15 protein-coding genes are annotated in these 16,552 nt (G+C 60.3%); 12 read left to right on the forward strand and 3 right to left on the reverse strand.

From position 1 onward, the window contains the following. Positions 1 to 2: 2 nt before the first annotated feature. The 3 genes from tauB to tauD all read left to right on the forward strand — a co-directional run bounded on the left by tauB (position 3) and on the right by tauD (position 2,608). Positions 3 to 797 (forward strand): taurine ABC transporter ATP-binding subunit, encoded by a 795-nt coding sequence (gene tauB / locus PMI31_RS15605; RefSeq protein ID WP_008019067.1) that lies wholly within the window; start codon positions 3 to 5, stop codon positions 795 to 797. After that, entirely contained in the window at positions 794 to 1,627 is an 834-nt protein-coding gene (gene tauC, locus PMI31_RS15610; protein WP_008019068.1) for a taurine ABC transporter permease TauC, read from the forward strand. Before tauB ends, tauC begins: the two co-directional genes overlap by 4 nt. A 138-nt stretch (positions 1,628 to 1,765) precedes the next feature. Beyond that, positions 1,766 to 2,608: a taurine dioxygenase gene (gene tauD, locus PMI31_RS15615; RefSeq protein WP_008019071.1), complete on the forward strand. Its 843-nt coding sequence runs from the start codon at positions 1,766 to 1,768 to the stop codon at positions 2,606 to 2,608. Between the two features lie 93 nt (positions 2,609 to 2,701). Here tauD and mgrA read toward each other — a convergent pair whose 3' ends face one another. Continuing rightward, on the reverse strand, positions 2,702 to 3,739 hold the full coding sequence (gene mgrA, locus PMI31_RS15620) for an L-glyceraldehyde 3-phosphate reductase (RefSeq protein ID WP_008019073.1): 1,038 nt from the start codon (positions 3,737 to 3,739) through the stop codon (positions 2,702 to 2,704). Positions 3,740 to 3,976: 237 nt separating this feature from the next. Between mgrA and PMI31_RS15625 the strand changes: the two genes are divergently transcribed. Continuing rightward, positions 3,977 to 4,237, forward strand: a complete 261-nt coding sequence (locus PMI31_RS15625; protein WP_008019075.1) for a hypothetical protein — start codon at positions 3,977 to 3,979, stop codon at positions 4,235 to 4,237. A gap of 24 nt (positions 4,238 to 4,261) precedes the next feature. Here the strand turns inward: PMI31_RS15625 and betT are convergent, their stop codons facing one another. Then, positions 4,262 to 6,223 carry a choline transporter BetT gene (gene betT / locus PMI31_RS15630; RefSeq protein WP_162130433.1) on the reverse strand — a complete coding sequence of 654 codons (1,962 nt, stop codon included), beginning with the start codon at positions 6,221 to 6,223 and terminating at the stop codon, positions 4,262 to 4,264. A 376-nt stretch (positions 6,224 to 6,599) separates the two neighbouring features. Then, positions 6,600 to 7,526, reverse strand: a complete 927-nt coding sequence (gene epsC / locus PMI31_RS15635; protein ID WP_008019078.1) for a serine O-acetyltransferase EpsC — start codon at positions 7,524 to 7,526, stop codon at positions 6,600 to 6,602. 190 nt (positions 7,527 to 7,716) lie between these two features. Between epsC and PMI31_RS15640 the strand changes: the two genes are divergently transcribed. From PMI31_RS15640 to PMI31_RS15675, 8 genes are all read left to right on the forward strand, one after another. Then, positions 7,717 to 8,709 carry a D-cysteine desulfhydrase gene (locus PMI31_RS15640; protein ID WP_008019079.1) on the forward strand — a complete coding sequence of 331 codons (993 nt, stop codon included), beginning with the start codon at positions 7,717 to 7,719 and terminating at the stop codon, positions 8,707 to 8,709. Between the two features lie 288 nt (positions 8,710 to 8,997). Beyond that, the gene (gene tcyJ, locus PMI31_RS15645; RefSeq protein ID WP_008019080.1) at positions 8,998 to 9,798 is read left to right on the forward strand and encodes a cystine ABC transporter substrate-binding protein; all 801 of its coding nucleotides are present in this window, start codon (positions 8,998 to 9,000) and stop codon (positions 9,796 to 9,798) included. Continuing rightward, positions 9,798 to 10,463, forward strand: coding sequence for a cystine ABC transporter permease (gene tcyL, locus PMI31_RS15650; RefSeq protein WP_007972897.1), 666 nt, complete (start codon positions 9,798 to 9,800; stop codon positions 10,461 to 10,463). Before tcyJ ends, tcyL begins: the two co-directional genes overlap by 1 nt. 4 nt (positions 10,464 to 10,467) lie before the next feature. After that, a complete protein-coding gene (gene tcyN, locus PMI31_RS15655) occupies positions 10,468 to 11,223 on the forward strand; it encodes an L-cystine ABC transporter ATP-binding protein TcyN (protein ID WP_008019081.1) in 756 nt (251 codons plus the stop codon). 485 nt (positions 11,224 to 11,708) lie between these two features. Continuing rightward, on the forward strand, positions 11,709 to 12,473 hold the full coding sequence (locus PMI31_RS15660) for a hypothetical protein (RefSeq protein ID WP_008019083.1): 765 nt from the start codon (positions 11,709 to 11,711) through the stop codon (positions 12,471 to 12,473). Positions 12,474 to 12,704: 231 nt separating this feature from the next. Continuing rightward, positions 12,705 to 13,937 carry an SfnB family sulfur acquisition oxidoreductase gene (locus PMI31_RS15665; protein WP_008019084.1) on the forward strand — a complete coding sequence of 411 codons (1,233 nt, stop codon included), beginning with the start codon at positions 12,705 to 12,707 and terminating at the stop codon, positions 13,935 to 13,937. Positions 13,938 to 13,960: 23 nt separating this feature from the next. Next, the gene (locus tag PMI31_RS15670) at positions 13,961 to 15,154 is read left to right on the forward strand and encodes an SfnB family sulfur acquisition oxidoreductase (protein ID WP_008019086.1); all 1,194 of its coding nucleotides are present in this window, start codon (positions 13,961 to 13,963) and stop codon (positions 15,152 to 15,154) included. Next, complete coding sequence (locus PMI31_RS15675) at positions 15,154 to 16,512, forward strand: LLM class flavin-dependent oxidoreductase (protein WP_008019087.1); 1,359 nt, start codon at positions 15,154 to 15,156, stop codon at positions 16,510 to 16,512. The genes PMI31_RS15670 and PMI31_RS15675 overlap by 1 nt, the downstream gene beginning before the upstream one ends. The last annotated feature ends 40 nt before the right edge of the window (positions 16,513 to 16,552 follow it).

The raw sequence follows: 16,552 nt of genomic DNA on the forward strand, positions 1-16,552 counted from the left end.
CGATGGCTTTGCTACAGCTGGAGCGCATCAGCGCACAGTACCCCGGCAGCCCTACACCTGTGCTGGCGGATATCTCCCTGAGCCTGGGGCCCCGGCAATTGCTGGTCGCCCTTGGCCCGTCCGGCAGTGGCAAGACTTCGCTGTTGAACCTGATTGCCGGTTTCGTCGAGCCCAGCGCCGGGCGCATCACCCTCGACGGCGCGCCCGTCAAAGGCCCGAGTGCCGAGCGCGGCGTGGTGTTCCAGGACGACGCGCTGCTGCCTTGGCAAGACGTGCTGGCCAACGTCGGGTTCGGTCTTGAGCTGGCCGGCATCGCCCGGGACAAGCGCGAGGCCCGCGCCCGGGAAATGCTCGCCCTGGTCGATCTTTCCGGTTTCGAAGACCGCCGCATCTGGCAGCTTTCCGGCGGCCAGAAGCAGCGCGTCGGCCTGGCCCGTGCCCTCGCCGCCGACCCGCGCGTGCTGCTGATGGACGAACCTTTCGGCGCCCTCGACGCTTTCACCCGTGAACAGATGCAGGAGCTATTGCTGCAAGTCTGGCAACGCACCACCAAGCCGGTGTTCCTGATTACCCACGACATCGAAGAAGCCGTGTTCCTCGCCACCGACCTGATTCTGTTGGCGCCGAACCCGGGGCAAATCGTCGAACGCCTGAGTCTCGATTTCGGCCAGCGTTATGCCGCCGGTGAGTCGGCACGGGCGATCAAGTCCGACCCGCGCTTTATCGAAACCCGCGAACACGTACTCGCCAAAGTGTTCTCCCAACGCAGTGCCGCCACGCGGCAGGAGCGCGCATGAGCAGTTACGAAATTCCCGTCGCAGCGATAAAGCCTGGCACTCCAGTGACTGCGGCACGACGCAGCTTGAGCACGCGCTGGATCAGTGTCCTGACACTGGTCGCTCTGATTGTTTTCTGGTGGGCCGTAACGGCAACCGGTTTGATCGAGCCGCTGTTCCTGCCACCACCTTCCGCCGTCCTGCAAAAAGGCTGGCTGCTGGCGACCTCGGGTTACATGGACTCAACCCTGTGGCAGCACCTCGGCGCGAGCCTGGGCCGCATCGGCCTGGGTCTCGGTTTTGCCATTCTCACCGCCGTGCCGGTGGGCATCGCCATCGGCGCCAACCGTATCGCCCGTGGAGTGCTCGATCCGCTGATCGAGTTCTACCGGCCGATTCCACCGTTGGCCTACCTGCCGCTGATCGTGATCTGGTGCGGCATCGGTGAATTGTCGAAAGTGCTGCTGATCTACCTGGCGATTTTCGCCCCGATCGCCATCGCCACTGCGACCGGCGTGCGGACTGTCGACCCGGCGAAATTGCGCGCCGCGCAGTCCTTGGGCGCGACGCGGGCGCAGTTGATTCGCCACGTCATTTTGCCGAGTGCCTTGCCGGACATTCTGACCGGTGTGCGCATCGGCCTCGGCGTAGGCTGGTCGACGCTGGTCGCCGCCGAACTGATCGCCGCCACCAGCGGTTTGGGCTTCATGGTGCAGTCGGCCGCACAGTTCCTGGTCACCGATGTGGTGGTACTGGGGATTCTGGTGATCGCACTGATCGCCTTCGCCATGGAGTTGGGCCTGCGCGCCCTGCAACGCAAACTGGTGCCGTGGCATGGCCAGGCTCACTGATGACTGAACTTCCCCCTGTAGGAGCGAGCTTGCTCGCGATAACAATGTGTCAGGCAACACTACTGTGACTGATTCACCACCATCGCGAGCAAGCTCGCTCCTACAAGAAAGCTCGACCCCGGATTGAAGAGAACCACCATGAGCCACCTGACCATCGCCCCCCTCAGCTCTGCCCTCGGTGCGCAAATCAGCGGCATCGACATCAGTCAGCCGTTGAACGTCGAACAGCGCGATACCATCGAGCAGGCACTGCTCAAGCATCAGGTGCTGTTCTTCCGCAACCAGCCGATCACGCCACAGCAACAGGCGCGATTCGCCGCGAGTTTCGGCGACCTGCACATTCACCCGATCTACCCCAATGTGCCGGAACAACCGGAAGTGCTGATCCTCGACACCGCCGTCACCGATGTTCGCGATAACGCGATCTGGCACACCGACGTGACCTTCCTGCCGACCCCGGCCCTGGGCGCGGTGCTCAGCGCCAAGCTGCTGCCGGAGTTTGGCGGCGACACGTTGTGGGCCAGCGGGATTGCGGCGTATGAAGCCCTGTCGGCGCCGATGAAAACCTTGCTCGAAGGGCTGACCGCCACCCACGACTTCACCCGTTCATTCCCGCTGGAGCGCTATGGCAACACGCCCGAGGCGCTGGCCCAATGGGAAGAAGCACGGCGCAAGAATCCACCGCTGTCACACCCGGTGATCCGCACGCACCCGGTCAGCGGGCGCCGCTCGCTGTTCGTCAATGAAGGCTTCACCTCGAAGATCAACGAACTGTCGGAAACCGAAAGCGAGGCGATTCTGAAGTTTCTGTTTGCCCACGCCACGCGACCTGAATTCACCATTCGCTGGCGCTGGCAGCAGGACGACATCGCGTTCTGGGATAACCGCGTAACCCAGCATTACGCGGTGGATGATTACCGGCCGGCGCGGCGGGTGATGCAGCGGGCGACGGTGTTGGGGGATGTGCCGTTCTTCAGATAGATGACTGCTGCGCAGTCAATCGCTGGCAAGCCAGCTCCTACAAAGACACATACATCCTGTAGGAGCCGGCTTGCCGGCGATGCGATCTGCAGATTACTCAGACGTCGAAGGCTTCTCCCAAAGATTGATCCCGCCCTCCCGGGCAAACCGGTCAATCTCCGCCAGTTCCTGCGCACTGAAGCTCAGGTTCTTCAACGCCCCAACGTTCTCGATGATCTGCTCCGGCCGGCTCGCGCCAATCAATGCCGACGTGACCCGCGGATCGCGCAGGGTCCAGGCCAGCGCCAGTTGCGCCAGGCTCTGGCCACGACGCCGGGCGATTTCGTTGAGTGCCCGCACCTGGGCGATGTTGGCCTCGGACAAGTGCGAGGCCTGCAACGAACCACCACCCGGACGATTGACTCGCGCATCCGTCGGCACGCCGTTGAGATACTTGTCGGTCAGCAATCCCTGCGCCAGCGGCGTAAAGGCAATCACGCCCGTGCCGAGTTCGTCTGTGGTGTCCAGCAAGTCTTTTTCAACCCAGCGATTGAGCAGGTTGTAGGCCGGCTGGTGGATCAGCAACGGGACTTTCCATTCCTTGAGCAACGCGGCCATTTCACGGGTTTTCACCCCGGAATAGGACGAGATGCCGATGTACAACGCCTTGCCCTGTTGTACCGCTGTCGCGAGTGCGCTGGCGGTTTCTTCCAGCGGAGTGTCCGGGTCGAAACGGTGGGAGTAAAAGATGTCGACGTAGTCCACGCCCAGGCGTTGCAGGCTCTGGTCGAGGCTGGCCAGCACGTACTTGCGCGAACCGCCACCCTGTCCGTAAGGACCAGGCCACATGTCCCAACCGGCCTTGCTGGAAATGATCAGTTCGTCACGGTACTGCTTGAAGTCTTCGCGCAGTAAACGGCCGAAGTTGATCTCGGCGCTGCCATACGGCGGGCCGTAGTTGTTGGCCAAGTCGAAATGGTTGATGCCCAGGTCGAACGCCGTGCGCAGTAACGCGCGCTGGGTATCGATCGGCGTGCTGTCGCCGAAGTTGTGCCACAGGCCCAGGGACAGCGCCGGCAGCACCAGCCCACTACGGCCCACGCGGCGATAAGGGATGGAGTCGTAGCGGTTTTCGGCAGCGGTGTAAGTCATCGAATCCTCTCTTGTCTGTCTTGAATCTGGTATCGACTGCTTCGCCAGTCGCCCAGCATACGCCCAGACAAACGCCAAAGAACCTGAGACTCGATTAATTGCTGAAACGTTTCACATATTTTTGATCGACGCGGAAAAATCTGCTGATCAACAGCGCACTTGCGCAATCTGGCTCAGCAGGAACAAAGTCGTCAAAGCAATGAAGAGGCGATACCTATCGCAAGGATGGAGCAAGCCATGCACACCACGATCATCATCACCTTCGGTCTGGTCCTGCTCGCGATGATGCTGTTCATCGGCGAAAAACTCGGCTTCAGCCGTCAGACACTCACCTACAGTTTCGTGATCCTGTGGCTGGCGTTGACAGTGATCAACGGCGCCATCGGCGTGGTGCACGCCAGGCAGTCGTTGAGTACGGAACTGGGGATCGGCACGATGGTGTTCAGCATTCCGGTGGCGGCGCTGGTGTTGTTCATGGTGCTGAGCGCCGAGAACTGAAAAGCCCCGGCGCCCTGCCCGCGATCAACGTACCAGATGCAGGAACTGCATGTGCCGTTCGTACTGGTCGAGGATGTCGTTGATGATCTGTTCCTTGGTGTAACCCACCAGATCGTAGTCCTGGCTGCCCTCGCTCAAATGCACTTCGGCCCGGTAGTAACGGCGATTGTTGAGTTGCTTGGAACCCATGCCGCCGCGGGCAAACGACGGCGTGAAGTAGCCACGCATCTGCACTTGATAAACGAACGGATGCTGATCGCCATGGCCAATTTCCAGGCTGACGCTGTCATTGGCCGGGCCCGGGTGTGTCACTACGTGCAAACCCTTTTCGATGAACACGGCAGACACTTCTTCAATGGCCGGGCGCACCGTCGTATCGAGGAAGCGATAGACCTCATCCCGCGAAGGGAAATGCACCGCCTGGCTCAAGCGCTGACGCCAGCCGCCTTTGCCACGCCGGGACCCCGAGACCGGTGCCAGTGAATGCATCTGCGCAATCCGCTTCTGCGATTCCAGATAAAACGCCTTGTGCAGCCCCCACATCATCAACAGCAAGATCAACGAGAACGGCAGCGAGGTCAGGACCACCGCCGACTTCAACGCATCGATGCTGCCCGAGAACAGCAATGCACTGGTCACCAGCGCAGTCATTGCGCCCCAGAACACTCGCAGCCATTTCGGCCCGTCTTCATCGAGATTGCCGCCTTTGGCGGACAGCGTCGACAGCACCACGGTGCCGGAATCGGCGGAGGTGACGAAAAACACGAAGCTGATGAACACCGTTACCGCGATGACGGTTTTGCTCCACGGGTAGGTTTCCAGCAGCAGGTAGAGCGTCATCGACGGGTTGTCGATGGCCGACATGCCGAGCGCGCTCATGCCATGGTTGAGAACTTGGTCGATGGCGCTGTTACCGAAAATCGACATCCACGCCAGGGTGAAGCCGAGCGGAATCAGCAGCACGCCGAACACAAATTCGCGGATGGTCCGGCCACGGGAAATGCGCGCGATGAACAGGCCCACGAACGGCGACCAGGCAATCCACCAGGCCCAGTAGAACACGGTCCAGCCGCCCAGCCAGTCGCTGGGTTTGTCGTAGGCGTACAGGTCGAAACTCTTCATCGGCAAGGCGCCGAGGTAATCGCCGAGGTTCTGGATCAGGGTGTTGAGCAAGTGCTGCGTGGGGCCGGCGAACAACACGAACAGCAACAGCGCACAGGCCAGCAGCATGTTGATGTCGGACATGACCCGCATGCCCTTGTCGACGCCGGATACGGCAACGATGATCGCCGCCCCCATCATCAAGGTGATCAGGCCGACCTGAATCCAATGGGTGTGGGCGATGCCGAACAGGTAGTCCAGCCCCGAGTTGAGGTGCAACACGCCGAAGCCCATGTCGGCACCGAGGCCGAACACCGTGGCAATGATGCCGAAGCCATCCACCGCATAGCCGATGGGGCCATTGATGCGCTTGCCGATCAGCGGATACAGCGCCGAACGCAAGGCCAGTGGCAGGTTATGCCGGTAGGCAAAGTAGGCCAGCGCCATGCCGACAAAGGCGAACACACCCCAGCCATGCAGGCCCCAGTGCAGAAACAGAATCTGCATCGCCTGGCGCGCAGCATCCGCCGTACCCGCCTCGCCTTGCGGCGGTTGCAGCATGTGGGTCAGGGGTTCGGACACACAGAAGAAAAACAGGGTGATGCTGATCCCCGCGGCGAACAGCATGCCGGCCCAGGACAGATAACTGAATTCGGGCTCGTCGTGGTCGGCACCGAGCTTGATCTTGCCGTAGCCGGACAAGGCGGTGACCACCACGAAGACCAGATAAAGGGTCATCGCCAGCAGGTAATACCAGCCGACCGTGTTGGCCGCCCAGTTTTGCGCCGCCAGCAACCAGGCACCGGCCTGCTCGGGCATGGCGATGACAACGACACCAAACAACAGAATGAAACTTGCCGAGAACCAGAACACCGGCGGATTCATGCGGATCAGACCGCCTGGAGGGATGGACGATGCACTCATGTACGGTGCACCTCGAAGGGTAAAAACGTGGCTGTGGAAATCGGACTCAGCAAAGGCAAGCCTCCTGTTGTGAGCGGGCAGCGAACCGCCGGTTTAACTTGAATGAACGTTCAAGTTAAACATGGATAGGGGGCTAAGGACTAATCGCAGGGCTGGGCGGTAGTTTTCCTACACTAGCTTAAGGAGGGGGATGAGGCGGGATTTTGGGGAGGGCCATTCTCTCGATTCGACGTGAGATCAATCGCTGGCAAGCCAGCTCCTACAGGCATTACATCAACCTTGTAGGAGCTGGCTTGCCAGCGATGGCGGCGTATTGCTCGGCAATAATTTCGCGGCCTTACTTCTGCGCCCCATCATCATGCTGCAGATTCGCCTGGGTCAGGTTGCTGCCCGCCGGCACGCTGCGGGTCAGCCAGACATTGCCGCCGATGGTCGAGCCCTGGCCGATGGTAATCCGCCCCAGAATCGTCGCCCCGGCATAAATCACCACGTCATCCTCGACAATCGGATGCCGCGGCTGGCCCTTCTGCAACTGACCGTCTTCGTCGGCCGGGAAGCGCTTGGCCCCCAAGGTCACCGCCTGATAAATCCGCACGCGCTCGCCGATGATCGCGGTTTCGCCGATCACCACACCAGTACCGTGGTCGATGAAGAAACTGCGGCCGATCTGCGCGCCGGGGTGAATGTCGATGCCGGTGGCCGAGTGGGCGATTTCCGCACTGATCCGCGCCAGCAACGGTAGCCCGGCACGGTACAAATGGTGGGCCAGGCGATGATGAATCACCGCCAGGATCCCCGGGTAGCACAACAGCACTTCATCGACACTGCGCGCCGCCGGGTCGCCGTGATAGGCCGCCAGTACGTCGGTGTCCAACAGGCTGCGCAACCCAGGCAAAGCGAGGGCGAAGTCCTGAATGATCTGGATGGTCTTGGCTTCGACTTCGGTATCGGCCTGGGCACTGTGGCGCGCGGCGTAGCGCAATTCGAGTCGCGCCTGGGCCAACAGCGCATTCAACGCCACATCCAGCGTATGACCGACGTAGAAATCTTCGCTCTCTTCACGCAGGTCAACCGGCCCCAGGCGCATCGGGAACAGCGCACCGCACAAGGCTTCGAGAATCTCTGCCATGGCCGCCCGGGAGGGCAGTTCGCGACCGCCCTGTTCGCCGCTGGCCCGGCCGTTTTGTGCACGCCACTCTTCACGTGCCGTGCGCAGCTGGCTGACGATGGTCTGCAATTGCCAATGGCTGGAACGCTCACTCACGGTAAAAACTCCTCACGGGCGACCGGACTGTCTGGTCGCGCTGACGGCAATTACTTTACGGCAAGGGTCGCAAAGCAAATTAAGAACCAATAGTGCTGTACTCAGTTCGATTGGCTATAAGCGATTGGCGGTTGCCCAGGCTTTGGGGCGTGCCTATAGTCCTGAGATCTTCAACGGCCAGTACGGACCCATGATCAAACAACAGCTCGCCCGCTTTAACCGCCTCGACCTGCTCGGTCAACCCACCGCCCTGGAAAAGCTCGAACGCCTGTCGACCTGGCTGGGTCGCGACGTGTACGTCAAACGCGATGACCTGACGCCGCTGGCGATGGGCGGCAACAAGCTGCGCAAACTCGAATACCTGGCCGCCGATGCGCTGGCCCAGGGTGCCGACACCTTGATCACCGCCGGCGCACTGCAATCGAACCACGTGCGCCAGACTGCCGCCATTGCCGCCAAGCTCGGTCTGGGCTGCGTAGCCCTTCTGGAAAACCCCCTCGGCACCGATGACAGCAATTACACCGGCAATGGCAACCGACTGCTGCTCGATTTGTTCGATGCCAAGGTCGAACTGGTGGAAAACCTCGACAACGCCGACGAACAACTGCAAGCCCTGGCCGGCCGGCTGCGCAGCAACGGCAAGAAGCCGTACCTGGTGCCGATCGGTGGATCCAACGCGCTGGGTGCCCTGGGTTACGTGCGTGCGGGGCTGGAACTGGCCGAACAAATCAAGGACACCGGCCTGACCTTCGCCGCCGTGGTCCTGGCCTCGGGCAGTGCCGGTACCCACAGCGGCCTGGCACTGGCCTTGAGTGAAGTGCTGCCGGATCTGCCAGTGATCGGCGTGACGGTCTCGCGCAGCGATGAAGATCAGCGGCCCAAGGTTCAAGGCCTGGCCGAACGCACCGCCGAGCTGCTGGGCGTGAACCTGCCGGAGGCTTTCAAGGTCGAGCTATGGGATGAGTATTTCGCCCCGCGTTATGGCGAGCCGAATGCCGGAACACTGGCGGCGGTGAAGCTGCTGGCGGGTCAGGAAGGCTTGCTGCTGGACCCGGTCTACACTGGCAAGGCCATGGCGGGCTTGCTGGACGGGATCGGGCGTCAGCGTTTCGATGAGGGCCCGATTATCTTCCTGCACACCGGCGGGGCGCCGGCGCTGTTTGCCTACAAGGATTATCTGTAACCGCATTGGAGCCGTTTCGCTGGCAAGCCAGCGCCTACAGAGTTTGTGTCGCCCTGTAGGAGCTGGCTTGCCAGCGAAAGCAATCGTTCTGGTTACATATACCCTTAAAGCATAACAAATATAAACTTTATTATTTTCCTATCTAACTGCATCATCTTATAGTCACGCCGCAGGCGAATTTGCAGCGAGACGCACACGCTGCTTTAAGGCAGGATAGCGCTGTCGTCAAAATCCCGAATTTGCCAACTTTCCTTAAGCGTCTTCCATAAGAAAACACAGGGGCTTGTCATGAATTTTTCCGCACTACGTCGCAATCTGCTGGTGGGTTCGCTGGGCCTGGCACTGAGCGCCGGCCTGATTGGCCATGCCGTTGCCGGTGAGCAACTGCAAAAAATCAAAGACGCCGGCGTGATCAACGTTGGCCTGGAAGGCACTTACCCACCGTTCAGTTTCGTCGACGCCGACGGCAAACTGGCCGGCTTCGAAGTCGAGTTCTCCGAAGCCCTGGCCAAAGAGCTGGGCGTGAAGGTCAAGCTGCAGCCGACCAAATGGGACGGCATCCTCGCCGCCCTGGAGTCCAAGCGCCTGGACGCGGTAATCAACCAGGTGACCATCTCTGAAGAGCGCAAGAAGAAGTATGACTTCTCCGAGCCGTACACCGTTTCCGGCATTCAGGCGCTGGTGCTGACGAAGAAGGCCGCCGAGCTGAACATCAAGTCCGCCGCTGACCTGTCTGGCAAGAAAGTCGGCGTAGGCCTGGGCACCAACTACGAGCAGTGGGTGAAAGAAAATGTGCCTAAGGCTGACATTCGCACCTACGAAGATGATCCGACCAAGTTCCAGGACCTGCGTGTCGGCCGCATCGACGCCATTCTGATCGACCGCCTGGCCGCGCTGGAATACGCCAAGAAAGCCAAGGACACCACCGCCGCCGGTGATGCGTTCTCCCGTCAGGAAGCCGGCATTGCCCTGCGCAAAGGCGAGCCTGAACTGCTGGCAGCTGTGAACAAAGCCATCGACAAGCTGCGCGCCGACGGTACGCTGAAAAAGCTTTCGGAAAAATACTTCAGCGCTGACGTCACTCAATAATGGAAGAAGCTTTTCAACTCGCACTGGACTCCGTGCCCTTTCTGCTCAAGGGCGCGTACTACACAGTGATCTTGAGCCTGGGCGGGATGTTCTTCGGCCTGGTGATGGGGTTCGGCCTGGCGCTGATGCGCCTGTCGCGCTTCAAACTGGTGAGCTGGATCGCCCGCATCTACGTGTCGTTCTTTCGCGGCACGCCGTTGCTGGTGCAACTGTTCGTGATCTATTACGGCTTGCCGCAGTTGGGTCTGGAACTTGATCCGCTGCCGGCGGCCCTGATCGGCTTCTCGCTGAACATGGCCGCCTACGCCTGTGAAATCCTGCGTGCCGCGATCAGCTCCATCGAGCGCGGCCAGTGGGAAGCTGCTGCCAGCATCGGCATGACCCGTGCGCAAACCCTGCGCCGGGCCATCCTGCCGCAGGCCATGCGCACCGCATTGCCGCCGCTGGGCAACAGCTTCATTTCGCTGGTCAAGGACACGGCGCTGGCCGCTACCATCCAGGTGCCGGAGTTGTTCCGTCAGGCGCAACTGATCACTGCCCGTACCTTCGAAATCTTCACCATGTATCTTGCCGCCGCACTGATCTACTGGGTCCTGGCCACGGTGCTGTCGCACCTGCAGAACCAGTTGGAAGCGCGGGTCAATCGGCACGACCAGGAGTCCTGACCCGATGATTGTCGTGGAAAAACTGACAAAGCAGTTCAAGGGTCAAGTCGTGCTCAACGGCATCGATCTTGAGGTCAAGGAAGGCGAGGTGGTGGCAATCATCGGCCCAAGCGGTTCGGGCAAGACCACCTTCCTGCGCTGCCTGAATTTTCTGGAAGAACCCACCAGCGGCCGGATCAAGGTCGGTGATATCGAGGTCGATACCAGCCGTCCCCTGAACCAGCAGCAGAGCCTGGTGCGGCGTTTGCGCCAGCACGTAGGTTTCGTGTTCCAGAACTTCAACCTGTTCCCCCATCGCACCGCCCTGGAAAACGTCATCGAAGGCCCGATCGTGGTCAAGAAGACCCCACATGCCGACGCCGTTGCCCTGGGTAAAAAACTCTTGGTCAAGGTCGGCCTGGCGGGCAAGGAGGACGCTTACCCGCGTCGCCTCTCCGGTGGCCAGCAACAGCGCGTGGCGATTGCCCGGGCGCTGGCGATGGAGCCCGAAGTGATCCTGTTCGATGAGCCGACCTCGGCCCTCGACCCGGAACTGGTGGGCGAGGTGTTGGCGACCATCCGCGGCCTGGCCGAAGAGAAACGCACCATGGTGATCGTCACCCACGAAATGGGTTTTGCCCGGGACGTGGCTAACCGTGTGGTGTTTTTCGACAAGGGCGTGATCGTCGAGCAAGGCGAAGCGAAGGCGTTGTTTGCCAACCCGAAAGAAGAGCGAACCAAACAGTTCCTGAGCAAGTTCCTGAATAACGGTCACAACTAACAACCCTGCGCAACAATGGTTAACTTCCATGGATGGAAGTGACACCCTTCGAAACACACCCCATTAATACCAAACTAAGCCTATCTATTCGACACACATATCCTGTACGCACACGCGGTACACATATAAGCTTCGCAACAATTAAACAGTGCTAATCCAATCAGGTTTTCCATGGCAGAGCTGTGCCGACGACTTGTACAAAACTGCCTGTATCTCGCCGCTTTCAGCAGATAAATTCGACACACCGATATGGTTTACTTACTTGAGCGCGTAGGAACTTTCTGAATAGCAGCACACACCACACATAACTAATAATTCTCATTGACACCTGATCTTGCTGGCTCTTATCTAGTCTCCTGCCAGCAACACTCATCACGCTTGAATCATTATTTCAACTCGAAGTAATGAATGGTTTTTTTCGCTTCGATTTTTAGTTTTTTGATATTCCAGAAACGGACTTCGTTGCAAGACTTCAAGGAGACTTCATGAAAAGCACCTCGAACAAATCCGGGCTTGCGGCCCCGACCCTGGCGCAATCCAACAAGACCGGCATCAACGTCACTTGCGCGGCGCACCTGCTGATCGAAGTGGCGCCCTACCCTGCCATGGACGCTGGTGACCTGATCGAACTGTTCTGGGACAACTGCTACGTGGCCTCGCGCGTGCTGACGGCCAGCGATGTCGGTCGACCTGTGCAGCTAAGGGTGCCTGAAAGTTTTGTCGCCAACGGCACTTCATGCATTCACTACCGGGTCATGCAAGTTGGCCAGGGACCGGCGATATCAGCCAGCCAAAACGTACAGATCAAACTCGACTGTCCAGGCGGCCAACCCTCCGCGTTGTGCGGCGATGAAAACCAGTGCCTGGCACCGGTGAACATTCCCGAGGCAATTCGCCGTCAGGGGGTCAATCCGAGCCAGGTCAAACGCGGTGTTCCCTTGACCATCGAGCCGTACCTGAACATGGCCGTCGATGACGAAATCACCCTGCGCTGGGGCGATGTGCGCATGGACCTGCCACGACTCGAGCCCGCCGATGTGGGTCAGCCGATCCAGGTCTGGATACCGCCGGCCATCATCCTCGAAGCCGGCGAAGATCTGCGCCTGGAAGTGACCTACTGCATTCTCGACAGGGTGGGCAACAACTCGCGCTGGGCGCCGGCCCGCACGCTGAAGATCGGTTGCGCCAATCCTTATCTGAAAGTCCCCCCGAAAAAAGTGTTCAAGGCAGCCGAATCCCGCAAGCAATGAATACAGGGGTCACTCACAGCCGCGGGATCATCCTTCTATTCATATTCCTAAAAGTTAGTTCATAAAATATTTATACGCGTTTAGGGTATATGCACCGGACCACCGGACATTCTTGTTTTCATGCGCCGCCACAAGCGGCGCTTCCATGAGATGTGAGGTAGGTATGGTCCGGAACACAATCACCCCAGTGCAGATCGCCAGGGCATTGCATGCAGCCAAGGAGCGGCACTGATGTCCAGTCTGGCAGATGCAATCGTCCAGAGTGACCTGGACGTCGCCCCCCTGTTGTTGCCCGCAAAAGTCTTGCGCAACGATGCCCAAGCCATCAAAGCGGCCCACGAGTTGGCGCAAGTCGCTCGCCTGCAAGCAGCCAAACGTGACCAGCAGCGCAAGCTCCCATGGTCTGAAATCGAACAGTTCACCCGCAGCGGCCTGGGCAGCATTTCCATCCCCCGCGAGTACGGTGGCCCGCAGGTTTCGTTCGTCACCCTGGCTGAGGTCTTCGCGATCATTTCCGCCGCCGACCCGGCGCTTGGGCAGATCCCGCAAAACCAGTTCGGCATTCTTAACCTGATCCTCGGCAGTGCCACCGAAACGCAGAAACGACAACTGTTCAAAAGCGTTCTTGATGGCTGGCGCATCGGCAATGCCGGGCCGGAACGCGGCACCAAAAACACCCTGGAACTGAAGGCACGCCTGACCGCCGACGGCGTCCTCAACGGCCAGAAGTTCTATTCCACCGGTGCCCTGTTCGCCCATTGGGTTGCGGTCAAGGCGTTGAATGACGACGGCAGGCAGGTGCTGGCGTTCATCCGTCGTGGCACGCCGGGATTGCGCATCGTCGATGACTGGTCCGGCTTTGGTCAGCGCACCACCGCCAGCGGCACGATTTTGCTCAACAACGTGCGAGTCGACTCCGAACTGGTTGTGGATAACTGGAAGATCAACGACACGCCGAACATTCAGGGTGCCGTCTCCCAACTGATACAAGCGGCCATCGACGCCGGTATCGCCCGAGGCGCCATCGAAGACGCCATCGACTTCGTGAAAACCCGCGCCCGGCCATGGATCGACGCCAAGGTCGAGCGGGCCAGCGATGACCTTTACGTGATCGCCGATATCGGCAAGTTGAAAATCGAATTGCACGCCGCCGAAGCGCTGCTGCGCAAGGCCGGACAGGTGCTTGATCAGGTCAGCGCCGCGCCGCTCACCGCCGAGTCCGCCGCCCGCGCCTCGATTGCCGTGGCCGAAGCCAAGGTGCTGACCACCGAGATTTCGTTGCTGGCCAGTGAAAAGCTGCTCGAACTGGCCGGCAGCCGCGCGACCCTCGCCGAATTCAACCTCGACCGTCACTGGCGCAATGCCCGGGTGCACACCCTGCACGATCCGGTGCGCTGGAAGTATCACGCCATCGGCGCCTATCGCCTTAACGGCACGCTGCCGAATCGGCATTCCTGGATCTGACGACCAGACATCTGGAGAACAACATGACAAATTCTCAGCACGTCGCGGTCATCACCAGCGATGAACAAGCCTTGATCATTGCCAGCGACCTGGCCGAAGATTTCAAACGCGACAGCGCCCTGCGCGACCGCGAGCGCCGCTTGCCACACCCGGAGCTGGAAGTATTTTCCCGCTCGGGCCTGTGGGGCATCAGCGTGCCGAAAGAGTATGGCGGCGCCGGCGTTTCCAACGTCACCCTGGCCAAGGTGATCGCATTGATTGCCCAAGCCGACGGCTCGCTTGGGCAAATCCCGCAAAACCATTTTTATGCCCTTGAAGTGCTGCGGGTGAACGGCAACCACGAGCAGAAAAAACGTCTTTATGCCGAAGTACTGGCCGGCCAGCGCTTCGGCAACGCATTGGCCGAACTCGGCACCAAAACCGCACACGATCGCGTCACAAGCCTGACTCGCGACGGCAGCGGCTATCGCATCAATGGTCGCAAGTTCTACGCCACCGGCGCGATTTACGCCCAGCGCATTCCCACCTCGGTGGTGGATGAAAACGGCGTGCAGCAACTGGCGTTCGCCCCGCGAAACAGCAAGGGCCTGAGCGTGATCGACGACTGGAGCGGCTTCGGTCAGCGCACCACCGGCAGCGGCTCAGTGGTATTTGAAGATGTGTTTGTTGCCGCTGAAGATGTGATCCCCTTTCAAAGCGCCTTCGAGCGCCCGACCCCGGTCGGCCCGCTGGCGCAGATTCTCCATGCCGCCATCGACACCGGCATCGCCCGCGCCGCCTATGAAGATGCGCTGCACTTCGTGCGCACGAAAACCCGGCCGTGGATCGACGCCACCCACGAAAAAGCCACGGACGACCCGCTGACCCTCAAGAGCTTCGGCCACCTGAGCATTCGCCTGCACGCCGCCGAGGCGCTGCTGGAGCGTGCGGGCGAATACCTCGACAAGGCCCAGGCCGACACCCATGCCGAGACCGTCGCAGCTGCGTCGATTGCCGTCGCCGAAGCCCGCGCCATCAGCACAGAAATCTCCCTGGCCGCCGGCAGCACGCTGTTCGAACTGGCCGGCAGCCAGGCGACCTTGATCGAACACAGCCTCGACCGCCACTGGCGCAACGCCCGAGTGCACACCCTGCACGATCCGGTGCGCTGGAAGTACCACGCCGTGGGTAACTACTACCTCAACGATGAAAACCCGCCACTGCGGGGGACCATCTGATGGCTGCCACTAAAAAGAAGATCCTGCTCAACGCGTTCAACATGAACTGCATCGGGCACATCAACCATGGCCTGTGGACCCATCCACGGGACACATCAACCCGATACAACACCATCGAATACTGGACCGAACTGGCGCAACTGCTGGAGCGCGGGCTGTTCGACGGCCTGTTCATCGCCGACATCGTCGGGGTCTACGACGTCTATCAGAACTCGGTGGACGTGCCGCTCAAAGAGTCGATCCAGTTGCCGGTCAACGACCCGCTGCTGCTCGTGTCGGCCATGGCCGCGGTGACGAAAAACCTCGGTTTCGGCCTGACCGCCAACCTCACCTACGAAGCGCCATATCTGTTCGCCCGTCGCCTGTCGACCCTGGATCACCTGAGCCGTGGCCGGGTTGGCTGGAACATCGTCACCGGCTACCTCGACAGTGCAGCCAAGTCCATGGGCCTGAGCGAACAGGTCGAACACGACCGTCGCTACGACCAGGCCGACGAGTACCTGGAGGTGCTCTACAAACTCTGGGAAGGCAGTTGGGAAAACGGCGCGGTGCTGAACGACCGACAGCAGCGGATCTACGCGCAGCCTGAGAAAGTGCACAAGGTCGAGCACAAAGGCGAGTTCTATCAGGTCGAGGGCTATCACCTCTGTGAACCCTCACCGCAGCGCACGCCGGTGCTGTTCCAGGCCGGCAGCTCGGATCGTGGCTTGCTGTTCGCCGGGCGCCATGCCGAGTGCGTGTTCATCAGCGGCCAGACCAAGGCATCGACCAAGGCGCAGGTGGACAAGGTGCGCGCCAGCGCCGTCGCCGCCGGACGCAACTCCGAGGACATCAAGGTGTTCATGGGCCTGAATGTGATCGTCGGCGCCACCGAAGACCTGGCCTGGGCCAAGCACGCCGAATACCTGAGCTACGCCAACGCCGAAGCCGGCGTGGCGCATTTTTCGGCGTCTACCGGGATTGATTTTTCCCAGTACGACATCGACGAACCGATCCAGTACGTGAAGAGCAACGCGATCCAGTCCGCCACCAAACACCTGCAAAACAACGACTGGACCCGACGCAAATTGCTCGAGCAACACGCTCTCGGCGGGCGTTACATCACTGTAGTGGGCTCCCCGGAACAGGTGGCCGATGAGCTGGAATCGTGGATCGCCGAAACCGGGCTGGATGGCTTCAACCTGACCCGCATCGTCACGCCGGAAAGCTATGAGGATTTCATTGAGCTGGTGATCCCCGAGCTGCAACGGCGGGGATCGTACAAGACTGCGTACGACAACGGCACCTTGCGCGAAAAGCTGTTTCGCGAGGAAGCGCATTTGCCTGAGCAACATACCGGGTCGGCTTACCGACGCTAAAAGCTTCGCTGGCAAGCCAGCTCCTACAGAGAGGGTTGCG

The sequence above is a fragment of the Pseudomonas sp. GM55 genome (genome assembly GCF_000282395.1).
GTDB classification, from domain to species: Bacteria; Pseudomonadota; Gammaproteobacteria; order Pseudomonadales; family Pseudomonadaceae; genus Aquipseudomonas; species Aquipseudomonas fluorescens_CC.

Excerpts from the sequence above, each read along its gene's own strand:
- tauB (WP_008019067.1), top strand. The coding sequence starts at position 3 with ATGGCTTTGCTACAGCTGGAGCGCATCAGCGCACAGTACCCCGGCAGC.
- tauC (WP_008019068.1), top strand. The coding sequence starts at position 794 with ATGAGCAGTTACGAAATTCCCGTCGCAGCGATAAAGCCTGGCACTCCA.
- tauD (WP_008019071.1), top strand. The coding sequence starts at position 1,766 with ATGAGCCACCTGACCATCGCCCCCCTCAGCTCTGCCCTCGGTGCGCAA.
- mgrA (WP_008019073.1), bottom strand. The coding sequence starts at position 3,739 with ATGACTTACACCGCTGCCGAAAACCGCTACGACTCCATCCCTTATCGC.
- PMI31_RS15625 (WP_008019075.1), top strand. The coding sequence starts at position 3,977 with ATGCACACCACGATCATCATCACCTTCGGTCTGGTCCTGCTCGCGATG.
- betT (WP_162130433.1), bottom strand. The coding sequence starts at position 6,223 with ATGAATCCGCCGGTGTTCTGGTTCTCGGCAAGTTTCATTCTGTTGTTT.
- PMI31_RS15640 (WP_008019079.1), top strand. The coding sequence starts at position 7,717 with ATGATCAAACAACAGCTCGCCCGCTTTAACCGCCTCGACCTGCTCGGT.
- tcyJ (WP_008019080.1), top strand. The coding sequence starts at position 8,998 with ATGAATTTTTCCGCACTACGTCGCAATCTGCTGGTGGGTTCGCTGGGC.
- tcyL (WP_007972897.1), top strand. The coding sequence starts at position 9,798 with ATGGAAGAAGCTTTTCAACTCGCACTGGACTCCGTGCCCTTTCTGCTC.
- tcyN (WP_008019081.1), top strand. The coding sequence starts at position 10,468 with ATGATTGTCGTGGAAAAACTGACAAAGCAGTTCAAGGGTCAAGTCGTG.
- PMI31_RS15660 (WP_008019083.1), top strand. The coding sequence starts at position 11,709 with ATGAAAAGCACCTCGAACAAATCCGGGCTTGCGGCCCCGACCCTGGCG.
- PMI31_RS15665 (WP_008019084.1), top strand. The coding sequence starts at position 12,705 with ATGTCCAGTCTGGCAGATGCAATCGTCCAGAGTGACCTGGACGTCGCC.
- PMI31_RS15670 (WP_008019086.1), top strand. The coding sequence starts at position 13,961 with ATGACAAATTCTCAGCACGTCGCGGTCATCACCAGCGATGAACAAGCC.
- PMI31_RS15675 (WP_008019087.1), top strand. The coding sequence starts at position 15,154 with ATGGCTGCCACTAAAAAGAAGATCCTGCTCAACGCGTTCAACATGAAC.